Genomic DNA, 23,097 nt, shown 5'->3' on the forward strand with positions numbered 1-23,097 from the left:
AAGTACACATGATGGTCAAGAGCTACATGTTGGCTTGTCTGGCAAGATGGGGACTGAATCTAGTGTCCTTGGCGGGAATGGAGCTCCGGTGGCCGGCCGAATTACAGCAGTTTCGATCGTGGACGCGATCGCCGCGGACCTGCGGAGCCGGATCTTTTCCGGTGAACTCGGTCCCGGCCATACCCTCACCGAAACAGACGTGGCCACGTCCTACGAGGTGGCGCGTCCCACGGCGAAGGCGTCGATTGAGAAGCTCGTCGCCGAAGGGCTGCTGGACCGCGGGACGCACAAGACCGCACGTGTGGTGGAACTCGGACCTGATTCTGTGCGGGATATTTACCTGGCCCGCGCCTACTTGGAAAGCGAAGTGCTCCGGCGGCTGGCACGCACCAAGGAGGTGCCGGAAGCAGCCCGACAGGCCAACCGGGACATCGCCGCGCTGCGGACCGGAGCCCCGCTGGACGTCATTGAACCGGACATGCGGTTCCACACAAGCCTGATCGACGCCGTGGGCAATGAGCGCATCAGCAGGATGTACCGCTCGCTCGTGGGCGAGGTGAAGCTGTGCATGGTCCGCATCCAGTCCCTGCACCTGCTGGACACCGCGCTGATCCAGGCGGAACACCAGAAGATCCTCGAACTGATCGAGGCAGGCCAGGGGGAGGCCGCTGCCGACCTGCTGGACGAGCACCTGGGGCGCGCCCGCGAACGCCTTGTCTCCGCCATGGGCGGAACTGCCGGACCGGAGGCCGAGGTCCCCTCCGAACTGCTGCCCGAGTAACGTCTCCCGCCGTTAGCGGGCGCGTTCCACCCGCTTCTCATCCCAGACCGGTTCCGCGGATTCGTACACCCTGCCGTCGGAGCCGAAGACCAGGAAGCGGTCGAAGGTCCGGGCAAACCAGCGGTCGTGGGTGACAGCCAGGACCGTCCCCTCGAAGTGGTCGATGGCGCGCTCCAGGGCCTCGGCCGAGTGCAGGTCCAGGTTGTCGGTGGGCTCGTCGAGGAGCAGCAGCGTGGCACCGGAGAGCTGCAGCAGCAGGATCTGGAAACGCGCCTGCTGCCCGCCGGAGAGGGATTCGTACTTCTGCTCCGACTGTGCGGCCAATCCGTAGCCGTCCAGGGCACCGGCAGCGGCCTCGCGTCCCAGCCCGGAGCGGTGCTCGTCGCCGCGGTGCAAAATTTCCAGCAGGGTCTTGCCCAACAGATCCGGACGGACATGCGTCTGGGCAAAGAAACCTGGCCGGATGCGGGCCCCGAGTTTCACGGTGCCGTCATGCGGCACTTCGGCGATGTCGACGTCGGACACCGGCAGGTGCTCCCGCTCCGGATCCGTTCCCCCCGTGGCCAGCAGGCGCAGGAAGTGGCTCTTGCCGGAGCCGTTGGAGCCCAGCACGCCCACACGGTCGCCGAACCACACTTCGGTGGAGAACGGCTTCATCAGCCCGGTCAGCTCCAGCTTTTCGGCAACAATCGCGCGCTTGGCGGTACGGCCGCCCTTCAGCCGCATCTGCACGTTCTGTTCAATCGGCAGTGCCTCGGGCGGGCCGGCTTCCAGGAACTTCGCCAGCCGGGTCTGGGCGGCGTGGTACCGGTTGGCCATGTCGGAGCGGAACGCGGCCTTGTTCTTGTACATGTTGACGAGTTCCTTGAGCTTCACGTGCTCCTCGTCCCAGCGTTTGCGCAGCTCCTCGAAGCGGGCGTTGCGGTCCGCGCGGGCGTCGACGTAGGAGCCGAAGCCTCCGCCGTGGATCCACGCACCGGCACCGTTGATGCCCGGTTCGAGCGTCACGATGCGGCCTGCGGCGTTGTTCAGCAGCTCGCGGTCGTGGCTGATGAAAAACACGGTCTTCCTGGACTCGTTGAGCTTGGCCTCAAGCCAGCGCTTGCCCGGCACGTCCAGGTAGTTGTCCGGTTCGTCAAGGAGCAGGAGTTCGTCGGGGCCGGCGAACAGTGCCTCCAGCACCAGCCGCTTTTGCTCGCCGCCGGAAAGGCTCGACGCCGGGCGGTGCTGCGCGCGGTCGAACGGAAGTCCCAGCGCTGCCATGCAGACTTCGTCCCAGACGGTCTCGACGTCGTAGCCTCCGGCGTCTCCCCAGTCCACGATCGCCTGGGCGTACTGCATCTGGGTGGGCTCGTCGTCGTGCTCCATCATGGCCAGCTCGGCGTCGTCGACGGCACGAGCGGCGGCGGCCAGGGCCGGCGGGGCGGCGGAAACCAGGAGGTCGCGGACAGTGGAATCATCCCGGACCTGGCCCACGAACTGTCGCATGATGCCCATGTTGCCGGACCGGCCGATCACGCCTTCGTCCGGGACCAGATCGCCGGAAATGATGCGGAACAGCGTGGTTTTGCCGGTTCCGTTGGGTCCGATCAGCGCAGTCTTGGTACCGTCCGGGACCTTGAAGGTCACCCCGTTCAGCAGCTGGGTGCCGTCGGAGAGGAAGTAGTCGATGCCGGAAACGTCAATATGGGCCACGTATTCAATCTTCCCACGGCTGCATGCGCAGGAGTTTTACGCCGGACTAACCCGCTGCGACCAGGAACTCCTTGAGCAGCGGACCGGATGTTGTGGCTCCCAGGCCCCCTTCTTCGACAAAGACGGCCACGGCGAGGTCGCCGTGCACGGCCACAATCCAGGCATGCGTCTTCGGCGGGTTCTCCGTGCCGAATTCAGCCGTGCCCGTCTTGGCTCCCACGGGTTCCCCCGGCACGGAAGCCAGGAACCCTGCGTGCCCGGAAGTGACCACGGCCCGCATCATGTCCGCCAGGGCGGCGGCCTCTGCTGCCGTGACCGGTTTCTCCGCGGCCTTCGCGGGGGCAGGAGCAGTGGAGGACAACGACGGCGCCGTTCCCTCCGCCGTCGCGGTTCCGGACCCTTCCGTGGCTGCCGTTCCAGTGGCAGGGCCGCTGCCGGCGTCGGTGTTCAGCACGAGAGTGGGCGATACGGGGGAGCCCTTGGCCACGGATCCGGCCATCACCGCAGCCGCCAGCGGGGAAAGCAGCACCTTGCCTTGTCCGATCATGGACGCGGCGTGCTCGGTGCCCTCGGCCTCCCCCGGCACTGAACCGAGGAACGCGTCTGCCCCCAGGGCCGGCGCCTCGACCGCAACGCCGAGAGAGGTGGCCGCGGATTCAAGCTGGGCCTGGCTGACGGACTCGCGGGCCGCGATGAACGCAGTGTTGCAGGAGTGCGCGAACGCGTCCCTCAGGGTGACGGATCCCAGCGAGCCTTCCGGATAGCCCTCGGCATTCTTGAATGTCCGGCCGTCCACCGTGAGTGTGGGCGTGCATTCGACTTTCGAATCCGGCGTCAGGCCGTTGCGGATCATGGCCAGCGCGTCCACCATCTTGAATGTCGAGCCGGGAGCGTACTGGCCCAGCAGCGCCGTGTTGTAGCCGTTGCTGCCCGGTCCCGAGGCTGCGGCGAGGACGGCGCCGCTGGAGGGGCGCAGGGCAACGATGGCAGACGCCGGGCCGACATCCGCCAGGACGTCTTCGGCGAGCTGCTGCAGCTTCGGGTCCAGCGTGGTCTTCACCGGCGTTCCCGGCTTCATCTCAACCTGGAACAGGATCCGGCGGCCCTGGTTCGGCAACGCCTGCTTCTCCTCGGCGGTGAGGCCTTCCTTGACGGCAAAAACCTGGACGCCGTTGGTGCCGCGGAGCTGGGCGTCATATTGCTGCTGGAGCCCGCCGGTGCCGGTGGTGTCCCCGGCCTTGAGCGCCCCGCCTGATTTTTCGATCTGTTCGGCATTTGCCTCGGCCGCGGTGCCCAGGAGGGCGCGGGCGAAAGTCCGGGTAAGTGCCAGTGGCAGGAGGTCGGGGACGGACCGGGCGCCGGGAATCTGGGCGATCTGCTCGTCCGTGACGGTCCGGCCGTCCTGGCGCAGCGTGATGGCGGCGACGAATGCCTCGGGGCCGGCCGCTTCGACCTGCTGCGTGTAGGCAGCCGGATCCACCCCCACCAGCTGGGCGAGTTTCGTAGCGGACGCGGCCGGGTCGGCGGACACCAGGCGCGGTTTGTCGATGCCGACGTACACCACGGGCCGGTAGGTGACGAGTTTCGCATCGCCGGCACCCAGGATTTCCGCCCGTTCCGGGGCCTGGTTCGCGGTTCCAATGACTTCACCGTCTGCCAAGTCAGGGGCCAGCAAGGCGGGCTTCCACACGGTCAGCCATTTGTCACCGGACTTCTTCAGCTCAGCGGAGGCGGTGTATTTCCACTCTCCGGAGCCGATCTTCCAGCTGTAGTTCAGCGGAACGGTTGCGGTGTCTTTCTCCAGTTTCAGCTCTCCGGCCTCGACTGCCGGTTTGGCGGGATCGAGCGCCTGGAACACTTCCTTCAGCTGTTCGTTGGCCGCTGCGGCATCCTTGCCCTCGAAGGCGACGGACCCGACGTCCAGCGCCGCGACCCCGGCAGCGAGTTGCTTCGCGGCGTCCTGCGCGCCGGCACGGCCGTCATCGCAGGCCACCAGCGATCCGCCAATGATGAGTCCGACAAGGGCAAGCGAAAGTTTCTGAAAGTTCCCCACGGCGCCATTATGCCCGCAAGCCCGGACAAAGTACTTGTCACATGGCAGCCGGCGTCAATCAAGCGGGCGTCGATCAGCCGGGGCGGATGATCCGGCGCTGCGTTGCCACTGAAATCGCGGCAGTGCGGTTGTCCACGCCGAGTTTCCCGTAGATGTGCACCAGGTGGGTCTTGACGGTGGCTTCGGAGATGAAGAGCTGGCGGGCGATGGCACGGTTCGGCAGTCCGGTAGCGAGGAGCTGCAGCAGCTGGATTTCCCGGGCCGACAGTGCCGGCTCCGGATCCCGGATTCGGCCCATCAGCCTGGCCGCAACCTCCGGAGCAAGCGCCGTCCCGCCGGCGGCTGCGGAGAGCACGGCCTGGCGGATGTGCTCGGGCGGCGCATCCTTGAGCATGTACCCGCTTGCCCCGGCTTCGACGGCGGCGAGGATATCGGCGTCGGAATCATAGGTGGTGAGAATCAGCACCGGCGGGGCGGGCGTGCCTGCCTCACCGGCCTTGATCTTTCGCGTGGCGGTGACGCCGTCCATGCCGGTGCCCATCTGCAGGTCCATGAGGACCACGTCCACGGGCTCGCCGAGGGTGCGGAGCCGGGACAGCTGGGCCAGCGCGGCGGCGCCGTCGCCGGCTTCGGCGGCCACCGTGATGCCCTCGAAGTCGCTGAGCATGGCACGGAGCCCGGCGCGGACCACGGGGTGGTCGTCCACCAGCAGGATACGGAGTCCGGTCATTGCGTTTCCTGACTGTCCACCAGCGGGAGTCGGATGGCCACCACTGTTCCCTCGCCCGGGGCGGACTCGATGTCCAGCGTTCCGGAGAGCGCCGCCACGCGTTCCCGCAGGGATTGGAGGCCATAACCGGAACCGTCCTTTCGCTGGGGACCGACCCCGGCCCCCGCCGCCTCCGGGCGGAACCCGACGCCGTCGTCGTAAATATCCATGGCCACTTCGGTGTCCATAAAGGACAGGGTCACGACGGCGGTGCTTGCCTTCGCGTGGACCCAGACGTTCGCAAGGCTCGCCTGGGCTGCGCGGAGGAGGGTGGTGGAGTACGGGTTGGGCAGCTCGACGGGGGTGCCTTCGAGGTCGAAGCGGCACCGCAGCCCTGCCCCGCGTGCCGCCGCTTCCGCCTCGGTCTTTTCGCAGAGCCGGCGGAGGCTGCCGGCGAGGGACACGTGCTCGAGCTCCGGAGATTGCAGGCCGCGGACAAAGTTGCGTGCCTCGGCGAGGTTGGCGGACGCCGTTTCCTGAACGGTCCGGAGCCTGGCGCGCGCCGTGGCCGTGTCGCCGTTGTCGAGGGCTTTTTCGGCCGAGCGGCCCATCAGCACAATGCTGGAAAATCCCTGGGCCAGGGTGTCGTGGATTTCGCGGGCCAGCCGCGCCCGCTCGGTCAACGTTCCGGCGTCGTGCTGGCTGCGGGCGAGTTCACCGCGCGTGCGGCGCAATTCCTCGGCTGCAAGCCGCTGGTTCTCCGCCTCGAGGTACAGCGCCCGGTAGGCAAGGCCGGTGACCACGGCGAAGGCCGCGCCGAAGACCGGCCCCAGGACCATCGGCAGCTCCAGGCCTGGGCCCGCTGCCCCCCGGTTGTGGAACCAGAGCGCCACCACCACCAGCACCGTGGACGCCGCAATCACGGGCAGCGCCACGCGCCTGGGGAGGACGTGCAGCTGGAGGAAGAAAAGCGGAAAGGCCAGCCAGACGAAGTCCGCGCTGCACCAGATCAGCACCAGCCACAGGACCGAGACGGCACCGAGCCACCATGTGGCATAAGGCCGCGGATCAAAGCGGTGCGTGTCAGTGGAGTGGCGCTTCTCCAGGACGGTGCCGATGAGGTAGACGGCGGCGAGCAGTGCCGCGAGGACCAGCGGCAGCCGGCCGGACGGCACCGGAGCGGACATCAGGACGCGGGCCATGGCCACCACCAGCAGGACGGCGAAGCCGACGTGAAGGCAGGTCCTCAGGAGCCGCAGGATTACCGCGGAACCGCTGGATTCCCCCTGTATCAACGCGTGCCTCGCATCAACCCAGCGTATCCTCCGGAGCCCCTGTTTCCGGGCGAAACAGGGCTGGACGGCCGGAGATCAACCATTTGGTTGATCCGCGGCTGCACCCCCTGTCTGCAGACGGCCCACCGGGCGGCCGATGTGCGTTGCGGCGCACGGCGGAAGAGTGGAAAGGAGCCACCCCCCACGAAAGGAACACCTTGTTTCTCGCCATTCGCGATCTCCGCTTTGCCAAAGGACGCTTTGCCCTCATGGCATCCGTCATCGCCCTGATCACCCTCCTGCTTGTCATGCTCTCGGGGCTGACGGCGGGCCTCGGAAACCAGTCGACGTCGGCCGTCGCCGGGTTGCCGGCCGACCAGATCGTCTTCGGCGCCCCAGCGGGTACTCCGGCCAAGGCATCCTTCACGGAATCCGAGGTCACCCGGGACCAGCTGGCAGCCTGGTCCGGACAGGAGGGCGTGTCCGGTGTGGAAGTGCTCGGCATCAGCCAGGTCCGTGCGCAGGCCGCCGGAACAGCCGGCGCGCCCGGAGGCACGGCGAACGTGGCTGTCTTTGGAGCCGGCAGCGGACTGTCCGCTGCGGACAACGGAACCGTCGTTGTCGGCGAGTCCCTCGCCGCGGACCTGCACCTCAGCCGCGGCAGCCTCCTGGATGTGGGAGGCACTGAACTTGCTGTTGCGGACATCGTTCCTGACCAGTGGTATTCGCACACGGTTGTCGTCTGGACATCGCTGGACGACTGGCGGCAGCTGGCCCGCTCAGGCAGCGAATCTGTCGGCACCGTGCTGGCAGTAGCGTTCGACGCCGGTTCACAGGTTGACGTGGACGCTGCCAATGCGGCGGCCGGGACAGTCAGCGCCACCAGGGAGGGTTCCTTCCAGGCCCTGGGGTCCTTCAAAAGTGAAAACGGGTCGCTGGTGCTGATGCAGGCCTTCCTCTACGGCATCTCTGCCCTCGTCATCGCCGCGTTCCTGACGGTGTGGACCGTCCAGCGGACCCGTGACATCGCCGTGGTCAAGGCAATGGGCGGGTCCGCGGGCTATGTGCTCCGGGACGCGTTGGGGCAGGCCGCCGTGGTGCTGGCCGCGGGCACTATCGCGGGCGGCGGACTGGGCTTGGCCGGCGGCTTCTTCGCTTCCCGGGCTGCCCCGTTCCTGCTCACCCCGGCCACCACGCTGGTACCCATCGCCGGAATCCTGCTCCTGGGCCTCGGAGGAGCTGCGGTGGCGGTCCGCGGCGTCACCCGGGTGGACCCGCTGCTTGCTCTCGGTGGCAACTAATTCCTAGCTTCACAGCCTTACATTCCTCGAAAGGAATATTCAATGAACGCTCCGCTCACCCTCGCCAACGTGACGCTCGAATATCCGGACGGAGGCACCACCCTCAAGGCGCTGGACCGGGTCAGCCTGGCGCTCGGCGCCGGCGAATTCCTCGCGCTGGTGGGCCCCTCGGGTTCCGGAAAATCCTCCTTGCTGGCAGTCGCCGCGGCGCTCATCCGTCCCACGTCGGGCGTGGTGAGCATCGACGGACATGAAGCCACAGGCTTGCCGGGCGCCCAGCTGACGGCGCTGCGGAGGAAGAAGATTGGCATCATTTTCCAGCAACCGAATCTCCTCCCGTCCCTGACCGCGTTGGAACAGCTGCTCCTGGCGGACCACCTCCGCGGCAAGCCGCTGGCTGCTGCCCGCCGGCGCGCAGCGGAGCTCCTGGACCTCGTCGGACTCGGGCCGGTGCAGGGCAAACGGCCGCATCAGCTCTCCGGCGGGCAACGCCAGCGCGTCAACATTGCGCGCGCCCTGATGGGGCTGCCGAAGGTACTGCTCGTGGATGAACCGACGGCGGCCCTTGACCAGGAGCGAAGCGGCGGCATCGTCCGCCTGCTGCGCGAGGTCACCGACGAATTCAGCGTGGCCACGGTGATGGTTACCCACGACACGGAATTCGTCCCGCTGACAGATGCCGTGGCCAGCATGCGGGACGGACGGCTCTCGGCTCTTCAGCCCTCCGGCAGCGCCGCTTCCCGGGCGTCGTCGTAGGCATCCCTGGCATCCAGGATGCTGGGGACATTCGACTCGGCCCATTCGCGGAGGACAGCGAGCGGGCCGAGCAGGGACAGGCCCAGACCGGTCAACTCGTAGTCGACCCGGGGAGGTACCTGGGCATAGACGGTCCGGGTGATCAGGCCGTCCCGTTCCAGCGTCCTCAGTGTCTGGGTCAGGACCTTTGGCGTGATGACGTGGACCTGTTGACGCAGTTCGGAGAATCGCACGGGTCCGTCGGCCAGCACCTGCACCACCAGGGACGCCCATTTGTCTCCGATCCGCTGGAAGACAACCCGGGACGGGCACTGCGGATCCATGATGTCGGCACCGGGCGTGGCGGCAGGCAGAACGGTATCCATTCAACCCCTCGTTTCTTCTGGCTCCTCGGTATCCTAGAGATACTTTGAACTCCTACAGTACCCACTATGAGGGGCGGCATGAAAATAGCCGTGTACGGTGCCACCGGGATGGTGGGCGCCCAGATCGTCAAGGAATCGCTGCGGCGGGGCCACGAGGTCACGGCTGTTTCACGGTCGGGCGCGCCAGTCCCGGGCGCCTCGGCGTGCCGCGCCGAACTGGCGGATGTCCGCACGTTCGCCAATATCGTCAATGATCACGACGCCGTGGTACTGGCCACGGTGCCCAGCCGCACGAGCGGCAATCACAGCGAATGGCTGGCAGCAATGAAAGCAGCCTTCGAAAGCGCCGGATCGACGCGCCTGATGGTGGTGGGAGGGACCGGCGGGCTTGAAATCGGCGGCGTGCGTTTGTGTGATTCCCCGGGTTTCCCGGAGGCTTACCGGGCCGAAGCCCGCACCATGGCCGCCGTGTACGATGAAATCCGGTCAGCCCCTGACACCCTCGACTGGACCATGCTGGCGCCCGCGCCCGCCATGCAGCCGGGGGCACGCACCGGTTGCTATGTGACAGCAGGGGATTCGCCGGCGGGCTCGTCCATCACCGTCCCGGACTTCGCCGTGGCGCTTCTCGACGAGCTGGAATCACCGGCCCACCGCCGCTCGCGCTTTACGGTGGCGAACCCGGACAGGGGCACGGACACCGCAGCGGGGCGCCACTGAGCAGTGCGCTACAGGCCCAGTTTTGGCAGCGGAAGCCCAAATATGTCCCTGAGGGCATATCTTGCAGCGTGGAAACCCGGCATGCCGGTAACCCCTGGCCCCGGGGGTGTCGAGGAGGAGCACAGGTACACCCCGGCAATCGGCGTCCGCCAGGGCACGGGGCTGATCACTGGCCGCTGGATCAGTCCGCGGAGGTCCATGAGTCCTGCAGCGAAGTCGCCGCCTACGTAGTTCTGGTTGTACTCCGCCAGGCCGGCCGCCGTCGTCACGTGCACTTGCATCACAATGTCCCGGAATCCAGGCGCAAAACGTTCCAGCTGGGCCGTTACAGCCTCGGCCATATCCACCGTCGACCCGGCCGGCACATGGCAGTAGGTCCAGAGGATGTGGCGGCCTCCCGGGGCACGGGAATCATCGAAGCGCGACGGCTGGGACACCAGGACGTAGGGCCGTTCCGGGTGCTTTCCCGCGGCCACCTGGTTTTCGGCGTGGGCCACCTCGGCCCGGGTGCCGCCCACATGGACAGTTCCGGCATCGGCCAGTTCTGCCGCGGCCCATGGAACGGGCCCGGACAGGATGAAGTCCACTTTGCAGGCGGCGTTTCCAAAGCGAAATGAAGCCAGGGACCGGCGGTATCCGGCCGGCAGCCTGTCCCCGCCCAGCCTGAGCAGTGCCGGCGGGGCAATATCCAGGAGTGCCGCCTTAGTTGCGGGCAGCTCCGCCAATGACTCGATCTGCCGCCCGGTTTCCACCGTGCCACCGTGCGCTTCAATGTCACGGACCATGGCACGGGCGATCGACGCCGAACCGCCCACCGGAATGGGCCAGCCCTGCGCATGGGCCAGGGTCCCGAGCATCAGCCCGGCCCCGGCAGGTGCCAGCGACGGCAGCCCTCCCACGGAATGGGCGGCAACGCCGGTCAGGAGGGCAGGTGCCAGCTCGTCCCTGAACCTTGCGTTCCACGCCGGAGAACCCTGCTCCAGTGCCCGCAGGCCGAACAGGAGAGCGGCAAGGGGGTCGCGCGGGATCCGGAGCAGCTGGTTGAGGGTGAAGTCCGCAACGCCGCCGGCCCGGCGCACGAGGGGCGCCATCAGGCGGCGGTAGGCGGGACCGTCCCGTCCGAGTCCTGATGCAGTGCGGTCCAGCGAACGGTACGCGAGGGCCGCCCGGCCGCCGTCCAGCGGCGAGCCGAACGAGAGCTCCGGCGTGATGAGATCGACGCGCCGTGACAGCTCGAAGCCCTGGAAGAACGGTGAGGCAAGGGCCATCGGCTGGACTGCCGAGCAGATGTCGTGCAGATGGCCGGGCTGCATCAGCTCCGACGTGCGCAGGCCACCGCCCGCGCTGGCCGCGGCCTCGAACACATGCACCTTAAGGCCGGCGCGGGCCATCGTCACCGCAGCGGCCAGGCCGTTGGGCCCTGAACCGACGACGGCGACGTCAGGCATCGCTGGCCGCCCGCCGCCAGGGGAGTACTGAAGCCGCGGGGTCTCCCGGGTTGATCCGCAACCAGTCCCGCGCGCCGTCGAACGGCCCGCCCTGCGGATCATCCATGGCGTGCCGGCGGATGACGTCGTAGCCCGGGTCCCGGATATCCCAGGCCACGCGGACCATCAGGTACGCCGTGGCGATCATGTGCAGGCCCACCGCCAGTACGTAGTAGGGCATATCGATATTGTGCTGCGTCGGACCGCCGCTAGTCACCTGTCCGAGGTACATCCACACGGCCGCCCAGTGCACGCCCTCTATGCCTTGCCAGATGAGGAAGTCACGCCAGCGCGGGCGCGCCAGGGCAAGGAGGGGGATGAGCCAGATGACGAACTGGGGTGAGTACACCTTGTTGGTCAGGATGAAGGCAGCCACGATCAGGAACGCCAGCTGGGCCAGTCTGGGGCGCCGCGGCGCCGTCAGCGCCAGCACGGCGATGAGCACGCAGCTGATGAGGAACAGGTTGAGCGCGAGGGTGTTAATCGCTTCAGGTCCCAGGGCAGGCCATTGCAGGCGCCCGGCCACCAGGTTGTAGGCGAACCAGGGGGAGCTGTAGCCGGCCGGGCGGTCCTCCGTGAATTGGTAGAAGTACTTCCAGCCGGAGGGGTTCATGGCGGCAATCGGGAGGTTCACGGCCAGCCAGGCCGCGGCGGCCGCTGCAGCGGTGACCAGCAGGGGCCTGATCTTTCCGGTCCGGAGCGCCAGAAGGAGGATGGCCCCGAACACGAGCACCGGGTACAGCTTGGTGGCTGTTCCCAAACCGAAGAATATCCCGGCCAGCACCAGCCGGTCACGGGAGAAGAAGTACATCCCGACGGCCAGCAGGCACACGGCCCACATGTCCCAGTTGATCACCCCGGCGAGGATGATGCCGGGGGCTACGGCCACCATGGCGGCATCCCAGGGCCGGCGGCGGCTCATGCGGGCAGTCGCGAGGACCGTGACGACCCAGACGGCGGCGATGAGGGTGGCGTTGACGTCGAAGTAGCCCAGAATGCGCGCGTCGGTGGCACCTTCTCCGGGGACCATCATGGCCGTCAGGCCGGCGATGATGCCCATCAGGACCGGATATTCGAAGAAGCTGCCTTCGCTGAAGAAGGGGAAGGTGCCGTCGCCGAGGCCGCGGTTGCGGAAGAGTTCCGGGAAGTCCGAGTAGCAGGTGGAATAGAACTGGCCCGGTGAATCCCAGCCGTTTGCGCGGCAGTAGTTCTTGGCCATGATGCTTGCCAGGGCCGCCAGCACCGTGAGGATGATGAGGACGCGTTCAACGGTGAAGATCCCGGGTGAGACGATGCCCGGCGCTGCCCGGTGTCCCATGGGGCCGCCGATCAGTTCGGTGAAGTTCCTGAGCAGGAGATCACTTCGGCTGGGGATAACCAGGCGTGACCGTTTTCGGTGCGCCGGCGGCATTGTCTCCTGCATTCCTCGAGCTTACCGTCGCCCCCTGCAGGATCAGGCCCCGCCGTCCGGGGACGGTGTATCGTCAAACGTGTGCGCCGTGTGGATCTTTCCCACGATGGCCCCTTCCGCTCTTTCGTTCAGGAGCAGACTCGAGGTCGGTCTGCTCCGCCGCAACCTTCAGGCCTCAGGGGGCATCCTGTTGTGAATCAGCTTTCCCGCGTCCGCGACCGGCAGCGCCTACGCCAGGCTGCGCCGTCGGACGGTGCGCACCTTCCCTGGGCGGGCCGGTGGCCGGCGCCTGCCGGCATTGGACTGCTGGCCCTGCTCATCGCGTTTGTCGGCTCCTGGAATCCGTCTTTCTGGGACGACGAAATAGCCACGATTTCGGCAGCCGGACGCTCGCCGGCCGACCTGGTGGAACTGTTGCGGTCAGTGGATGCCGTTCACGGCTTCTACTACTTCTTCATGCATGCCTGGACGTCTGTTTTCGGGTTCTCCGAAGTGGCCATGCGCTTGCCTTCGGCACTGGCCGTGGGGCTCGCCTGCGCCGGAACCGTCATCATTGGACGAAAACTCGGCTCTGAGTCCATCGGCGTTGCCTCAGGACTTGTCCTCGCCGTTCTGCCCCGCATGGTGTGGGCAGGAACGGAGGCCCGGCAGTCCGCGTTCACCGCGCTGCTGGCCGTGGGGCTCACCCTGCTGCTCATCAGGGCCTGGGAATCGAACCGCCCCATTGACTGGGTGCTATACGGCCTCTGTGCGGTGGCCGGCGTGTGCATGTTCATGTTCTTTGCGCTGGCCGTCGCCTCGCATGCCCTGGCCGCCATCATCCTTCGCAAGCGGCCCCTCGCGGTGCTCATCACGTGCGCGGCAGCCGGGGCGGCCGTCCTGCCCTTCCTGCTCTTTGCCATGACCCAAAAGGCCCAGGTCGAATGGATCCAGAACCGCTCGCTGCTGGAAAACCTCACGATTGCCGCCGTCAAGCAGTTCTTCTACGGGGACGACCGTCCCACGGGCAACCTCCCTCCGCAGTGGGTTCTCGCTTTTGTCCTTGTCCTCGGCCTCACCCAGGTCGGCCTCGTCGCCTGGGGGCTGTGGTCTGTGCGCAGCATGTCCTCCTACCGTCCCCTGGTGGTCCTCAGCCTGACGGGCGTGGCGCTTCCCATGCTTGGCCTTCTCCTGGTGAGCGTGGCCCTGCAGCCCGTTTATGTTGCCCGCTACCTGACCTTCACGGCTCCGCTGTTCGCCCTCCTGGTGGGTCTGGGCCTTGACCGGCTGCGCGCAGGCCGCAGGTGGCTCCTCCCGATCGCCGCCGCCCTGGTTGTTCTGGGCAGCCTCGTTCCCCAGCTCACGATCAAGAGCTTCGTGAACGAACCAGTGGACACAGAACGGCAGATTGCCGGCCTGATCGCCTCGCAAACAACCAAGCCGGCCAGCATCGTGTACCTCCACCCCGAACTGCGGGATATGGCCCTTGCCTATCCGCAGGATTTCCGGCTCATCACCGACCTCTCGCTTGCTGAAAGCCCGGCGGATTCGGGCACCCTCTGGGGCGCGAATGCAACAGTCACAGCTGACCAACTGAGGAGCCGCGGAGACGTCTGGTTCGTTGGTGCCGGCGGCGGAGCTCCCAATGATCTGTCCGCCTTCGAAGCGGCGGGATGCCAGCAGACGCAGAACGTGACCTTCCAGCGGATGGCCCTGATCTCGTTCACCTGCCCCTGACGGGACGTCACCCTGGCGGCAGCTCACATCCCGGCGGAACCGCACCAAACAAAAAGCCCACGCGTCGCCGCGTGGGCTTTTTGTGGAGCTATTCCTTGTGCCTGGATGTCGGTTGTCGCCACCGGGTCCTCCTCGATATTTCCGTTGCCGGCTGCAGCGCGGCGTGGACAGGACGGAGAGAAGGTCCCGGGTCAGCGGATGACGCCGCCCATCTGGTGCAGTACGACGTACACGTCTTCACGGTTCTGGTCGAGGAGCTGGCCGTTGAACAGCGTCCTGTCCTTCAGGGCCGGCTGCCAGCCGAGGCGTAGAACCCTCGCAAGCCTTTTCATCATGGGTACCTCCTCTCGCGGTGTTGCCGGGCGGCGTGTTTGCCGGTGGTCTGTTTGCCGGCGTCGGTCACGGTCGGCCTGTTGCGCGGTGCTGGCGGTGATGCTCACTCTGGTTCCTTTGATGGTGTTTTCGCCCGAAATTGGGCACGACAAATAGAGCCGCTAATTTGAAAGAATTAATTGCGGTAATTAGGGCATAGGAATGCCCGGTGAATATGCCCCGGGTATTAAATCCAAAGCAAGGGGTGGATTTCGCCAGGCGAAGGGTGGCCCCGGACGCAGCAACGCCGCTCTCCCCAACAAGAAGCCGGGTTCCGAACTATGGGGGTGTTGCGTCACCGCGAGGGGGCCGCGTGGACAGCCGACCGCCGGTAGCTTCCCCGATAGGGAAGGCGGTCACCGTGGGTTCCGGCTGCAAAAGCCGGAAATCAGCAGGTTAGGAGGCAGTCACTCCGCGAAAAGGGCGCGAGGCAGCAACGGAGGCCGGGGTGGCGGTGATGGTCATCTTCCATCCGCTAGTCAAAGTAATCATTTTCCCAACCTCCTTTTCTGCTATGCCGCTGAGCAGTTGACTAACTGAGCAGCGCGCGCCGACGACCCTGGCAAATCGCACTGGAGTCAGGAATAAAATTACACTACCCAAAGGGCATTTGACTACTGAATTTAGAAGATTCCCCGAAGTATTTTATAAATCGTCTTTATAGTCCCCAGCGGACCACTGCGGGGGTTTTCTTGTCCCAGCCCAGCGTGCAGACTTTCGCTGTCCCCAGGATGAAATGCCGGCCTTCGTGCGGATCCAGTCCCAGCCAGCGCGCAGTCAGGATCCTGGAGAAGTGTCCGTGGGCCACAATGAGCACGTTGTCCAGTCCGGATTCCAGCACCCGGGCCACTATTTTGTCCGCCCGACCGGCTACTTCCTCCAACGCTTCGCCGTTGGGGACGCCGTGGGTCCAGATCAGGTACTCCGGGTTGTCCTTGCGGATCAGGTCGGAGCTGATCCCTTCGTAGTCGCCGTAGTTCCATTCCACGGCGAGGGGTTCCTGTTCGGCGTCGGGAAAACCCGCCAGCTCCGCCGTCCGGCGTGCCCGCCGCAGCGGTGAGGTCAACACCAGGTCGAAGTCGACGGCGTCAAGGACCTTCCGTGCCTCAACGGACTGCTGCTCGCCCTCCACCGTCAGGGGAAGATCGGTGAGCCCGGTGTACTGGCCGCTCTTGGACCATTCGGTTTCGCCGTGGCGCAGGATCCAGAGCTGGGGGCGGGCGTTGCTGTTCAGTGAAACCACTTAGGACTCCTCGGTAGTGGAAAGTTCGACGCCGGCGGCTGGCTGGGGTTCGGCGGCCTCGGGCTGCTGCGCCCACCACTCGCGCAGCCTGGCCTCAGCCACGTCGCGGTCGAGCGGGCCGTGCTCCATGCGCTGGTCAAGCAGGAATTTATAGGCCTTGCCCACCACCGGCCCCGGCTTCAGTCCCAGCAGGGCCATGATCTGGCCGCCGTCCAGGTCCGGCCGGACCGCTTCGAGCGATTCCTGCTCCCGCAATGACGCGATGCGTGCTTCAAGATCGTCATAGGCGAAGGACAGCCGGTCCGCCTTGCGCTGGTTGCGGGTTGTCACATCGGACCGGGTCAGCCGGTGCAGCCGCTCCAGGACGGGTCCGGCGTCCGTCACATAGCGGCGAACCGCGGAGTCGCTCCAGCCGGCCTCCCCATAGCCGTAGAAACGCATGTGCAACTCGACCAGGCGTGCCACGGCCTTGATGGTGTCGTTGTCGAAGCGGAGGGCCTTCATCCGTTTCTTGGTCAGTTTGGAGCCCACCATGTCGTGATGGCGGAAGCTCACCGCACCGCCCGGTTCAAAACGGCGCGTGGCCGGCTTGCCGACGTCGTGCATGAGCGCTGCAAAGCGCAGGACAAAATCGGGGCCGGGCACGGCGCCGTCGGGATCCGTTTCCAAGGCTGCGGCCTGCTCCAGCACCTGGAGCGAGTGCTGGTATACATCCTTGTGGCGGTGGTGTTCGTCGGCTTCCAGGCGTAGCGCGGACACTTCCGGCAGGACGAATTCGGCCAAGCCGGTGTCCACGAGGAGGTCAATGCCCACGCGCGGGTGCGTGCCGCAGATGAGCTTCACCAGTTCCTCGCGGATGCGCTCCGCCGAAATGATGGTGATCCGTTCCGCCATCTGCTCCATTGCCTGTTTAACGTCCTCGCGAACCGCCACGCCAAGCTGCGAGGCAAAGCGGGCCGCCCGCATCATGCGCAGAGGGTCATCGGAAAAGGACGTCTCCGGCGCGCCGGGAGTGGCCAGCACGGAGGCATGGAGGTCGCGGACACCACCGAACGGGTCCACGAGCTCCATCGAGGGCAGCCGCAGCGCCATGGCGTTGATGGTGAAGTCCCGGCGCAGGAGGTCATCCGTCAGCGACGACCCGAAGGCCACCATGGGCTTCCGCGACTCGGGATCGTACGCCTCGGCGCGGTAAGTGGTGATTTCAATCTGGAAGCCGGACTTCCGCATCCCGATAGTGCCGAATGCCCTGCCGATTTCCCAGAAGTTGTCCGCCCACTTACGGATCAGCGCGAGGGTCTGCTCCGGCGTGGCGTCCGTGGTGAAGTCAAGGTCAGGGGAGAGCCTGCCGAGGAAGAGGTCACGCACAGGCCCGCCCACAAGCGACAATTCGTGTCCGGCGTCGACGAAGCGCTGCCCGAGCTCAAGGACCACCGGGTCCACCTTGAAATCGACGGTGTGCGGGTCGGACTTTTGATGTGCGTGCGCCATAGTTACTTAAGCTTGTCAGAAAACCACGCCAACAAGCACCAATAGGGGCCGCCGAACCGCGCCGTTACGCCGGTGGTTCAGGAATTCACGTCACACGCAGTCCACTTTCTTGTCATGTTCCGGTCATCAGGAACGGGCAAGAGTCGTTAGAGTGGACTTCATGGCCCATCCCGTACCGAGTGCTCCTGGCAGGAGGACAAACCCACCGTTGCCGTCGGCAATCGGTGCCCATGTCGCGCCCGCCCCGCACCCGGGGCCTGCCTCGCTGCCCACCGTCGAGGAAATCTCCGCCGGAGGCGTTGTTGTTGATACGTCCGACGGCGAACTCAGGGTTGCGATCATCGCCCGCCTCAACCGCGGAGGCCGCCTCGAATGGTGCCTTCCGAAGGGCCACCCGGAGGGCAAGGAAAAGAACGAGGAAGCGGCTGTCCGGGAGATCGCCGAGGAAACCGGCATCAGCGGCAACATCCTGGCCCCGCTGGGCAGCATCGACTACTGGTTCACCGTCAGCGGGCACCGGGTCCACAAGACTGTGCACCACTACCTGCTCCGCGCCACGGGCGGCGAGCTGACCATCGAGAACGATCCCGACCAGGAGGCAGTGGACGTCGCCTGGGTGCCCATCCACGAGCTCGCCCGCAAGCTGTCCTTTCCGAATGAGCGCCGCATCGCCGACCTCGCAAGAGAAGTCCTGCCGGAACATCTCTGAGGTCCTGTGACTGAATCAAAGACTGTCCAGCAAGGCGAGGCCCGTTCCAGTGCGATCATGGCTGCCGGAACGCTGGTCTCCCGTTTCCTTGGCTTTGGCAAAACGTGGATGCTGGGAGCGGCCCTTGGCCTGGGCTCCACGGTCAATGACACGTTTATCAATGCCAACAACCTGCCGAACCTGATTTTCCTGCTGGTGGCCGGCGGCGTGTTCAACGCCGTCCTGGTTCCCCAGATCATCAAGGCCAGTAAAGCGCCGGACAGGGGATCGGACTACATCAGCCGGCTGCTCACGCTGGCTGTCCTAGTGCTTCTCACCCTGACGCTGCTGGTGACGCTCCTGGCTCCCTGGGTCATCGAACTGACCACCCAGGGATACTCGCCGGAACAGAAATCCCTCGCGGTCTCCTTTGCCTTCTGGTGTCTGCCCCAGATCTTCTTCTATGGCCTCTATGCCCTGCTGACGCAAGTACTGAACGCCAACGGGGCATTCGGGCCGGCCATGTGGGCTCCCATCCTGAACAACATCGTGGCCATCGCCGGGCTGGGCATGTTCATCTGGATCCTCGGACCCAACCTCACGAACCCCCATACACTGGACAACTGGGGACCCACCCAGACGTTCCTGGTGGCCGGATTCTCCACCATCGGTGTGGTTGCGCAGACGGCCATCCTGCTGATTCCGGTGTTCCGGCTCAAGCTGGGTCTCCGTCCGAAGTTCGGGTGGCGCGGGGTGGGCCTGGGACAGGCAGCCAAACTCAGCGTGTGGACGCTGCTGACCGCCGCCGTCGGACAGCTGGCCTTCCTTTACGTCATGCGTATCGCCACCATTCCGGGTACCGAGCGGTTGCGGCTGGAGCGGGCAGGGGATCCGGCGGCCGACTTCCTCCCGGGCAACGCCGTCCTGGAAGTGGCCAGCCAGCTGTACCTGCTGCCGCATTCCATCATCGCGCTGTCGCTGGCTACTGTGCTCTTTAACCGCATGACCCGAGCTTCCCAGGACGGTGACCGGGCCGGGCTGCGCGACGCCCTGTCCCACGGCCTCCGCACCATGGCGGTGGCCACGGTCTTCGGGGCACTGGCCCTGTTCGCGCTGGCCGGCCCGCTGGGCATGTTCTTCTCCGGCGGCAAGGTGCAGGACGGCGTGATGCTGGCCCAAACGCTCACCATCCTGGCCCTCAGCACCCCGTTCATGAGCGCCAACTTCATGATGTCCAGGGTCTTCTACGCCAATGAGGACGCCCGCACGCCGTTCTATATCCAATTGGTATTGGCGATTGTCAACGTCGTGGCGGCCTTCGCCATCCAATTCCTGCCCTTCGACCAGATCATCTTTGCCATTGCCATCCTCTACACGGGCGGCAACATCCTCTCGGTGGTGGTGAGCGCGTTCTTCCTCCGCCGCCTGCTGGGACACCTGGATGGCCCCCGTGTTGCCAATTCCTACATACGGATGGGCTACGCGGCGCTCGGCTCCGCACTGGCCGGTGCCGGCGCGCTGTGGCTCATGGGCAGCTACAGTGCCGACGGTTTCGCCTGGAGCGGCAGGATCGAAGCCCTGGTGACCATCGTCGTCGTAGGTCCTGTGATGCTGGTGGCGTACCTGTTCCTTCTGAAACTTTTCCGCGTCACGGAACTTCGGGACCTGCTGCAACCGCTTCTCGGCAGGCTGGGCCGCCGCTCCGCACCCGCCGCACCGGCAGAAGCCGCCGGCGGCGCGGCTGGCGGTACCGGGCCGGCCACCGCTACTGGCCGGGAACGCACGACGCCGGAACGCGCCACCGTTTCCGTGGACACCGGCCTGATCCCCAGGATTTCCGGCGAATTCGACGCCGCCTCGTTCCGCGCGGGGCCGCAGGTTGAGGAGCCGGCAGCCCGTCCCGATGCCCAGCCAACCGATTCCCCGGGCGGTTACCTCCCGGCTGAAGACCAGCCCAGCACGGCACGGGGGAGCATCATGCGCGAGGAAATCCCGCTCCCCGGACGCCGGACCTTCCAGGGAACAGCCGGCCGGAACCCGTACTTCAGCAGGCGGTCCGATAGGGCCCGGCGCAGGAAGAAAAGGTGACATCACCCCGGTTTCCCTGTGCCTGTCTCCCGCGGCCGTCACACACCATCGGCTAGGATCAGAAGCTAACTAGGGTAGTAGTAACAGACCAGAAATTAACCGGCTAACCGGCGTATCCGCTTTGGCACGATTGAGGCGGCAATTCCCCGGACAGTCTAGGAGGAACCCGTGTCCCACCCGATCGATGTTGGATCAGTGCTCGGCGGCCGCTACAAGGTCACCGCCACCGTATTGACCTCACACGACCATGATCTGGTGCTGGACGGTGTTGACCAGGTCCTCAACCGTCCGGTGAGCATCCTGGTTGCAGGTCCTGACAACACGGAGCAGGTGGCCCAGAGCGCCCGCGAGGTTGCCACCGGGGAACGTCCCGGGCACGTGCAGATCCTGGATCTGGGCGTCAGCGAATCCACCACCTACCTGATCACCAACCACACGTCGGCTGCCGACCTCCTGGACCTCGTGGTTGCCTCCAATCCGCCGTATGTGGAGCCTTTTTTCACGGACACCCTGGGCAGCGAAATTTTCGGGCAGGCACGGTCCCACGAGCCGGAAACTTATGACGGCCAGTATGACGAAGAAGAAGTCGAAGCCGGTTACATCAATTACGGCAACAACCAGCAGACCGGCCAGGACCGCAAAGCGTCGTCCCCGCCGGCAGTGCCGCCCGTTGTGCCGCCGCGCGCCGCACCCGTGCGCCCGGCGGCGGCCCCCTCCGTCGGCTCCTCCGGAGCCGGTACCGCCGGTTCACGCGGAGCCGGGGCTGGTGCAGCCGGTGCCGCTGCCGGGGCGGCGGGACTCGCTGCCGGGGCGGCAGCAGCCGGCAAATCATCCTTGGGCCCGACGACTGCACCGCAGGCGACCACCCCTCAACGAGCCGTTCCGCAGCAGGCGGGTGCTCGGCAGTCCGATGCCAACGGTGGGAAGAACACCGAAGCCATCAGTACCCAGGCCCCGGCCGCGGAATCGCCCAAAGTCTCCTTGTGGGCGAACGACGAGGACCACTACCCGCAGGAAGCAGACCGCTCCACCGGGCCGGCCAGAACCGCGCGGGAGCGGATGGCAGCCACGTTCCCGGCGTTCGCCGGCCGCGGCGGCGACGACGAAGCAGACGATTACTATGACGACGAAGAGCCTCCGGAGCGCGAGCCGCGTTCCATGCGCTGGCTCGTGGGAGGGCTCCTGGCTGCCGTACTGGTGGTGGGCCTGATCTTCGCCGTATCCAATTTGGGAAGCTTGTTCAAGACCGAACCACAGAGCAATCCCGTTCCAGGAACGTCCAGCAGCTCCTCCGAGCCGCAGGCCAGTGGTGAGCCCTCGTCACCCCAGACTTCGGCGCCGGCGGCAGGTCCGCCGGCCGTTGAGGGCGTGTCCCGTCTTGGCAACTTCGATTTTGCCGCCACCTACGACGGTGACCTGACAAAAACGTTCGACGGCAACGCGGCCAGCTACTGGTCCGACATGGAGTTCGCCACGGACAACTGGGGCGGCCTTGCTACCGATGTTTCCCTTGTGGTGAAGCTGAAGAGTCCGTCAAAGGTTTCGTCCATCACGCTCAACCAGCTGGGCGGCTCCGGCGGCAACATCAGCGTCCTGACGAACGACCGTCCGTCCATGGAAGGCGCCAAGCAGGTTGGCACCAACAGCTTCACGTCACCTGATCTGACCATGCCGCTTTCGGAGCCTGTCACGGCGCAGTATGTGATCGTGTCCATCAAGAACCTGCCCAAGCTGGCGGCACCGAAGACGCGATTCGGCTACGGCCTGCGCCTTGCCGAGATCAAGGTTCAGTAGCAGCAGACACCCGGTAACACGGAGCCCTCCAGACCAGCAAGGCGGTACCCTGAGTGGTGGCGCCTTGCTGGTCCACCTCGTTGCCCGGAATATTCAGGTTCAACAATCGGTTGTGCCATGTGGCCGGCCAGCAAAAGCAGGCGCATCGACTAAGGAAGAGGTTCACCGTACAGTGAGCACCGCAGAAAACACCGCGTCCCAGGTACGTGATGTCATCATCGTCGGCTCCGGCCCTGCAGGCTACACCGCCGCAGTCTATACGGCACGAGCCAACCTGAAGCCGCTGCTGCTTGCCGGTTCCGTCACTGCCGGCGGGGAACTGATGAACACCACCGATGTGGAGAATTATCCCGGGTTCCCTGAAGGCATCATGGGTCCTGACCTCATGGAGAACTTCGAAAAGCAGGCCGCCCGCTTCGGCACGGAGATCCAGTTCGAGGACGTCACTGCGCTGGAACTCGACGGCGACATCAAGACGGTCACCATCGCCACGGGGGAGACCTTCCGGGCCCGCGCGATCATCCTGTCCACCGGATCGGCTTACCGTGAGCTCGGGCTTCCCAACGAGAAGCGACTTTCAGGCCACGGCGTTAGCTGGTGTGCAACCTGCGACGGTTTCTTTTTCAAGGACCAGGACATCGCTGTCATCGGTGGCGGCGACTCCGCCATGGAGGAAGCACTGTTCCTCACGAAGTTCGCCAAGTCCGTCACTGTGGTTCACCGCCGCGACACCCTGCGGGCTTCCAAGATCATGGGTGACCGCGCCCAGGCGCACGAGAAGATCAACTTCGTGTGGAACACCGGCGTTGAGGATGTCATCGGGGGAGACAAGGTCACCGGCCTGAAGCTGAAGAACCTCGTGGACGGTACCGAGTCCGAACTGGCTGTCACCGGGGTCTTCGTTGCAATTGGAAACGATCCTCGCACCGAACTCGTCAAGGACACCTTGGACATTACCCCGGAGGGAACCATCGCCGTTGAAGGCCGCAGTTCCAAGACGAGCGTGCCGGGTGTTTTTGCGGCAGGCGACGTTGTAGACCCCACCTACCGCCAGGCCATCACTGCCTCCGGCTCGGGTTGCGTTGCAGCCATCGACGTCGAGCACTACCTCGCAGACTTCCACGCCTAACAGCGCACTATTGATCCGAAGGGA

The 23,097-nt window shown here is 65.7% G+C and carries 19 protein-coding genes; 9 read left to right on the forward strand and 10 right to left on the reverse strand.

What is annotated here, in order from left to right; genetic code table 11:
* Positions 1-88: 88 nt before the first annotated feature.
* Complete coding sequence (locus Q8Z05_RS07770; RefSeq protein WP_305942897.1) at positions 89-781, forward strand: GntR family transcriptional regulator; 693 nt, start codon at positions 89-91, stop codon at positions 779-781.
* A 12-nt stretch (positions 782-793) separates the two neighbouring features.
* On the opposite strand, the gene Q8Z05_RS07775 is transcribed toward Q8Z05_RS07770, so the two are convergent.
* The 4 genes from Q8Z05_RS07775 to Q8Z05_RS07790 all read right to left on the reverse strand — a co-directional run bounded on the left by Q8Z05_RS07775 (position 794) and on the right by Q8Z05_RS07790 (position 6,533).
* Complete coding sequence (locus Q8Z05_RS07775) at positions 794-2,476, reverse strand: ABC-F family ATP-binding cassette domain-containing protein (protein ID WP_305942898.1); 1,683 nt, start codon at positions 2,474-2,476, stop codon at positions 794-796.
* 46 nt (positions 2,477-2,522) lie between these two features.
* On the reverse strand, positions 2,523-4,529 hold the full coding sequence (locus tag Q8Z05_RS07780; protein ID WP_305942899.1) for a penicillin-binding transpeptidase domain-containing protein: 2,007 nt from the start codon (positions 4,527-4,529) through the stop codon (positions 2,523-2,525).
* Between the two features lie 73 nt (positions 4,530-4,602).
* Entirely contained in the window at positions 4,603-5,259 is a 657-nt protein-coding gene (locus Q8Z05_RS07785; protein WP_305942900.1) for a response regulator, read from the reverse strand.
* Positions 5,256-6,533, reverse strand: a complete 1,278-nt coding sequence (locus Q8Z05_RS07790) for a sensor histidine kinase (protein ID WP_305942901.1) — start codon at positions 6,531-6,533, stop codon at positions 5,256-5,258. The genes Q8Z05_RS07785 and Q8Z05_RS07790 overlap by 4 nt, the downstream gene beginning before the upstream one ends.
* 197 nt (positions 6,534-6,730) lie before the next feature.
* On the opposite strand from Q8Z05_RS07790, the gene Q8Z05_RS07795 reads away from it, so the two are divergent.
* Both Q8Z05_RS07795 and Q8Z05_RS07800 read left to right on the forward strand, forming a co-directional pair.
* The gene (locus Q8Z05_RS07795) at positions 6,731-7,813 is read left to right on the forward strand and encodes an FtsX-like permease family protein (protein ID WP_305942902.1); all 1,083 of its coding nucleotides are present in this window, start codon (positions 6,731-6,733) and stop codon (positions 7,811-7,813) included.
* 42 nt (positions 7,814-7,855) lie between these two features.
* Positions 7,856-8,569 (forward strand): ABC transporter ATP-binding protein, encoded by a 714-nt coding sequence (locus Q8Z05_RS07800; protein ID WP_305942903.1) that lies wholly within the window; start codon positions 7,856-7,858, stop codon positions 8,567-8,569.
* Here the strand turns inward: Q8Z05_RS07800 and Q8Z05_RS07805 are convergent.
* Positions 8,530-8,934: a winged helix-turn-helix transcriptional regulator gene (locus Q8Z05_RS07805; RefSeq protein WP_305942904.1), complete on the reverse strand. Its 405-nt coding sequence runs from the start codon at positions 8,932-8,934 to the stop codon at positions 8,530-8,532. The two genes, Q8Z05_RS07800 and Q8Z05_RS07805, sit on opposite strands and share 40 nt — an antisense overlap.
* A gap of 78 nt (positions 8,935-9,012) precedes the next feature.
* Between Q8Z05_RS07805 and Q8Z05_RS07810 the strand changes: the two genes are divergently transcribed.
* Positions 9,013-9,654 (forward strand): NAD(P)-dependent oxidoreductase, encoded by a 642-nt coding sequence (locus Q8Z05_RS07810; RefSeq protein ID WP_305942905.1) that lies wholly within the window; start codon positions 9,013-9,015, stop codon positions 9,652-9,654.
* Positions 9,655-9,662: 8 nt separating this feature from the next.
* Here Q8Z05_RS07810 and Q8Z05_RS07815 read toward each other — a convergent pair whose 3' ends face one another.
* Positions 9,663-11,102, reverse strand: a complete 1,440-nt coding sequence (locus tag Q8Z05_RS07815) for a phytoene desaturase family protein (protein ID WP_305942906.1) — start codon at positions 11,100-11,102, stop codon at positions 9,663-9,665.
* On the reverse strand, positions 11,095-12,564 hold the full coding sequence (locus Q8Z05_RS07820; RefSeq protein WP_305942907.1) for a glycosyltransferase family 87 protein: 1,470 nt from the start codon (positions 12,562-12,564) through the stop codon (positions 11,095-11,097). The genes Q8Z05_RS07815 and Q8Z05_RS07820 overlap by 8 nt, the downstream gene beginning before the upstream one ends.
* A 180-nt stretch (positions 12,565-12,744) precedes the next feature.
* Here Q8Z05_RS07820 and Q8Z05_RS07825 point away from each other — a divergent pair, with 180 nt between their 5' ends.
* Positions 12,745-14,268 carry a glycosyltransferase family 39 protein gene (locus tag Q8Z05_RS07825; protein ID WP_305942908.1) on the forward strand — a complete coding sequence of 508 codons (1,524 nt, stop codon included), beginning with the start codon at positions 12,745-12,747 and terminating at the stop codon, positions 14,266-14,268.
* Positions 14,269-14,459: 191 nt separating this feature from the next.
* On the opposite strand, the gene Q8Z05_RS07830 is transcribed toward Q8Z05_RS07825, so the two are convergent.
* From Q8Z05_RS07830 to Q8Z05_RS07840, 3 genes are all read right to left on the reverse strand, one after another.
* Positions 14,460-14,603, reverse strand: coding sequence for a hypothetical protein (locus Q8Z05_RS07830; protein ID WP_305942909.1), 144 nt, complete (start codon positions 14,601-14,603; stop codon positions 14,460-14,462).
* Between the two features lie 695 nt (positions 14,604-15,298).
* A complete protein-coding gene (locus Q8Z05_RS07835; protein ID WP_305942910.1) occupies positions 15,299-15,883 on the reverse strand; it encodes a histidine phosphatase family protein in 585 nt (194 codons plus the stop codon).
* A complete protein-coding gene (locus tag Q8Z05_RS07840; protein ID WP_305942911.1) occupies positions 15,884-17,374 on the reverse strand; it encodes a CCA tRNA nucleotidyltransferase in 1,491 nt (496 codons plus the stop codon).
* Positions 17,375-17,582: 208 nt separating this feature from the next.
* Between Q8Z05_RS07840 and Q8Z05_RS07845 the strand changes: the two genes are divergently transcribed.
* The 4 genes from Q8Z05_RS07845 (at position 17,583) to trxB (ending at position 23,073) form a co-directional block, all read left to right on the forward strand.
* Positions 17,583-18,083 carry an NUDIX hydrolase gene (locus Q8Z05_RS07845; protein WP_305942912.1) on the forward strand — a complete coding sequence of 167 codons (501 nt, stop codon included), beginning with the start codon at positions 17,583-17,585 and terminating at the stop codon, positions 18,081-18,083.
* 57 nt (positions 18,084-18,140) lie between these two features.
* Positions 18,141-20,150 (forward strand): murein biosynthesis integral membrane protein MurJ, encoded by a 2,010-nt coding sequence (gene murJ, locus Q8Z05_RS07850; RefSeq protein ID WP_305943506.1) that lies wholly within the window; start codon positions 18,141-18,143, stop codon positions 20,148-20,150.
* A 168-nt stretch (positions 20,151-20,318) separates the two neighbouring features.
* Positions 20,319-21,944: an ABC transporter substrate-binding protein gene (locus tag Q8Z05_RS07855; protein WP_305942913.1), complete on the forward strand. Its 1,626-nt coding sequence runs from the start codon at positions 20,319-20,321 to the stop codon at positions 21,942-21,944.
* Positions 21,945-22,116: 172 nt separating this feature from the next.
* Entirely contained in the window at positions 22,117-23,073 is a 957-nt protein-coding gene (gene trxB / locus Q8Z05_RS07860; RefSeq protein ID WP_305942914.1) for a thioredoxin-disulfide reductase, read from the forward strand.
* Positions 23,074-23,097: the final 24 nt, after the last annotated feature.

This window comes from Arthrobacter oryzae (assembly GCF_030718995.1).
Classification (GTDB): domain Bacteria; phylum Actinomycetota; class Actinomycetes; order Actinomycetales; family Micrococcaceae; genus Arthrobacter; species Arthrobacter oryzae_C.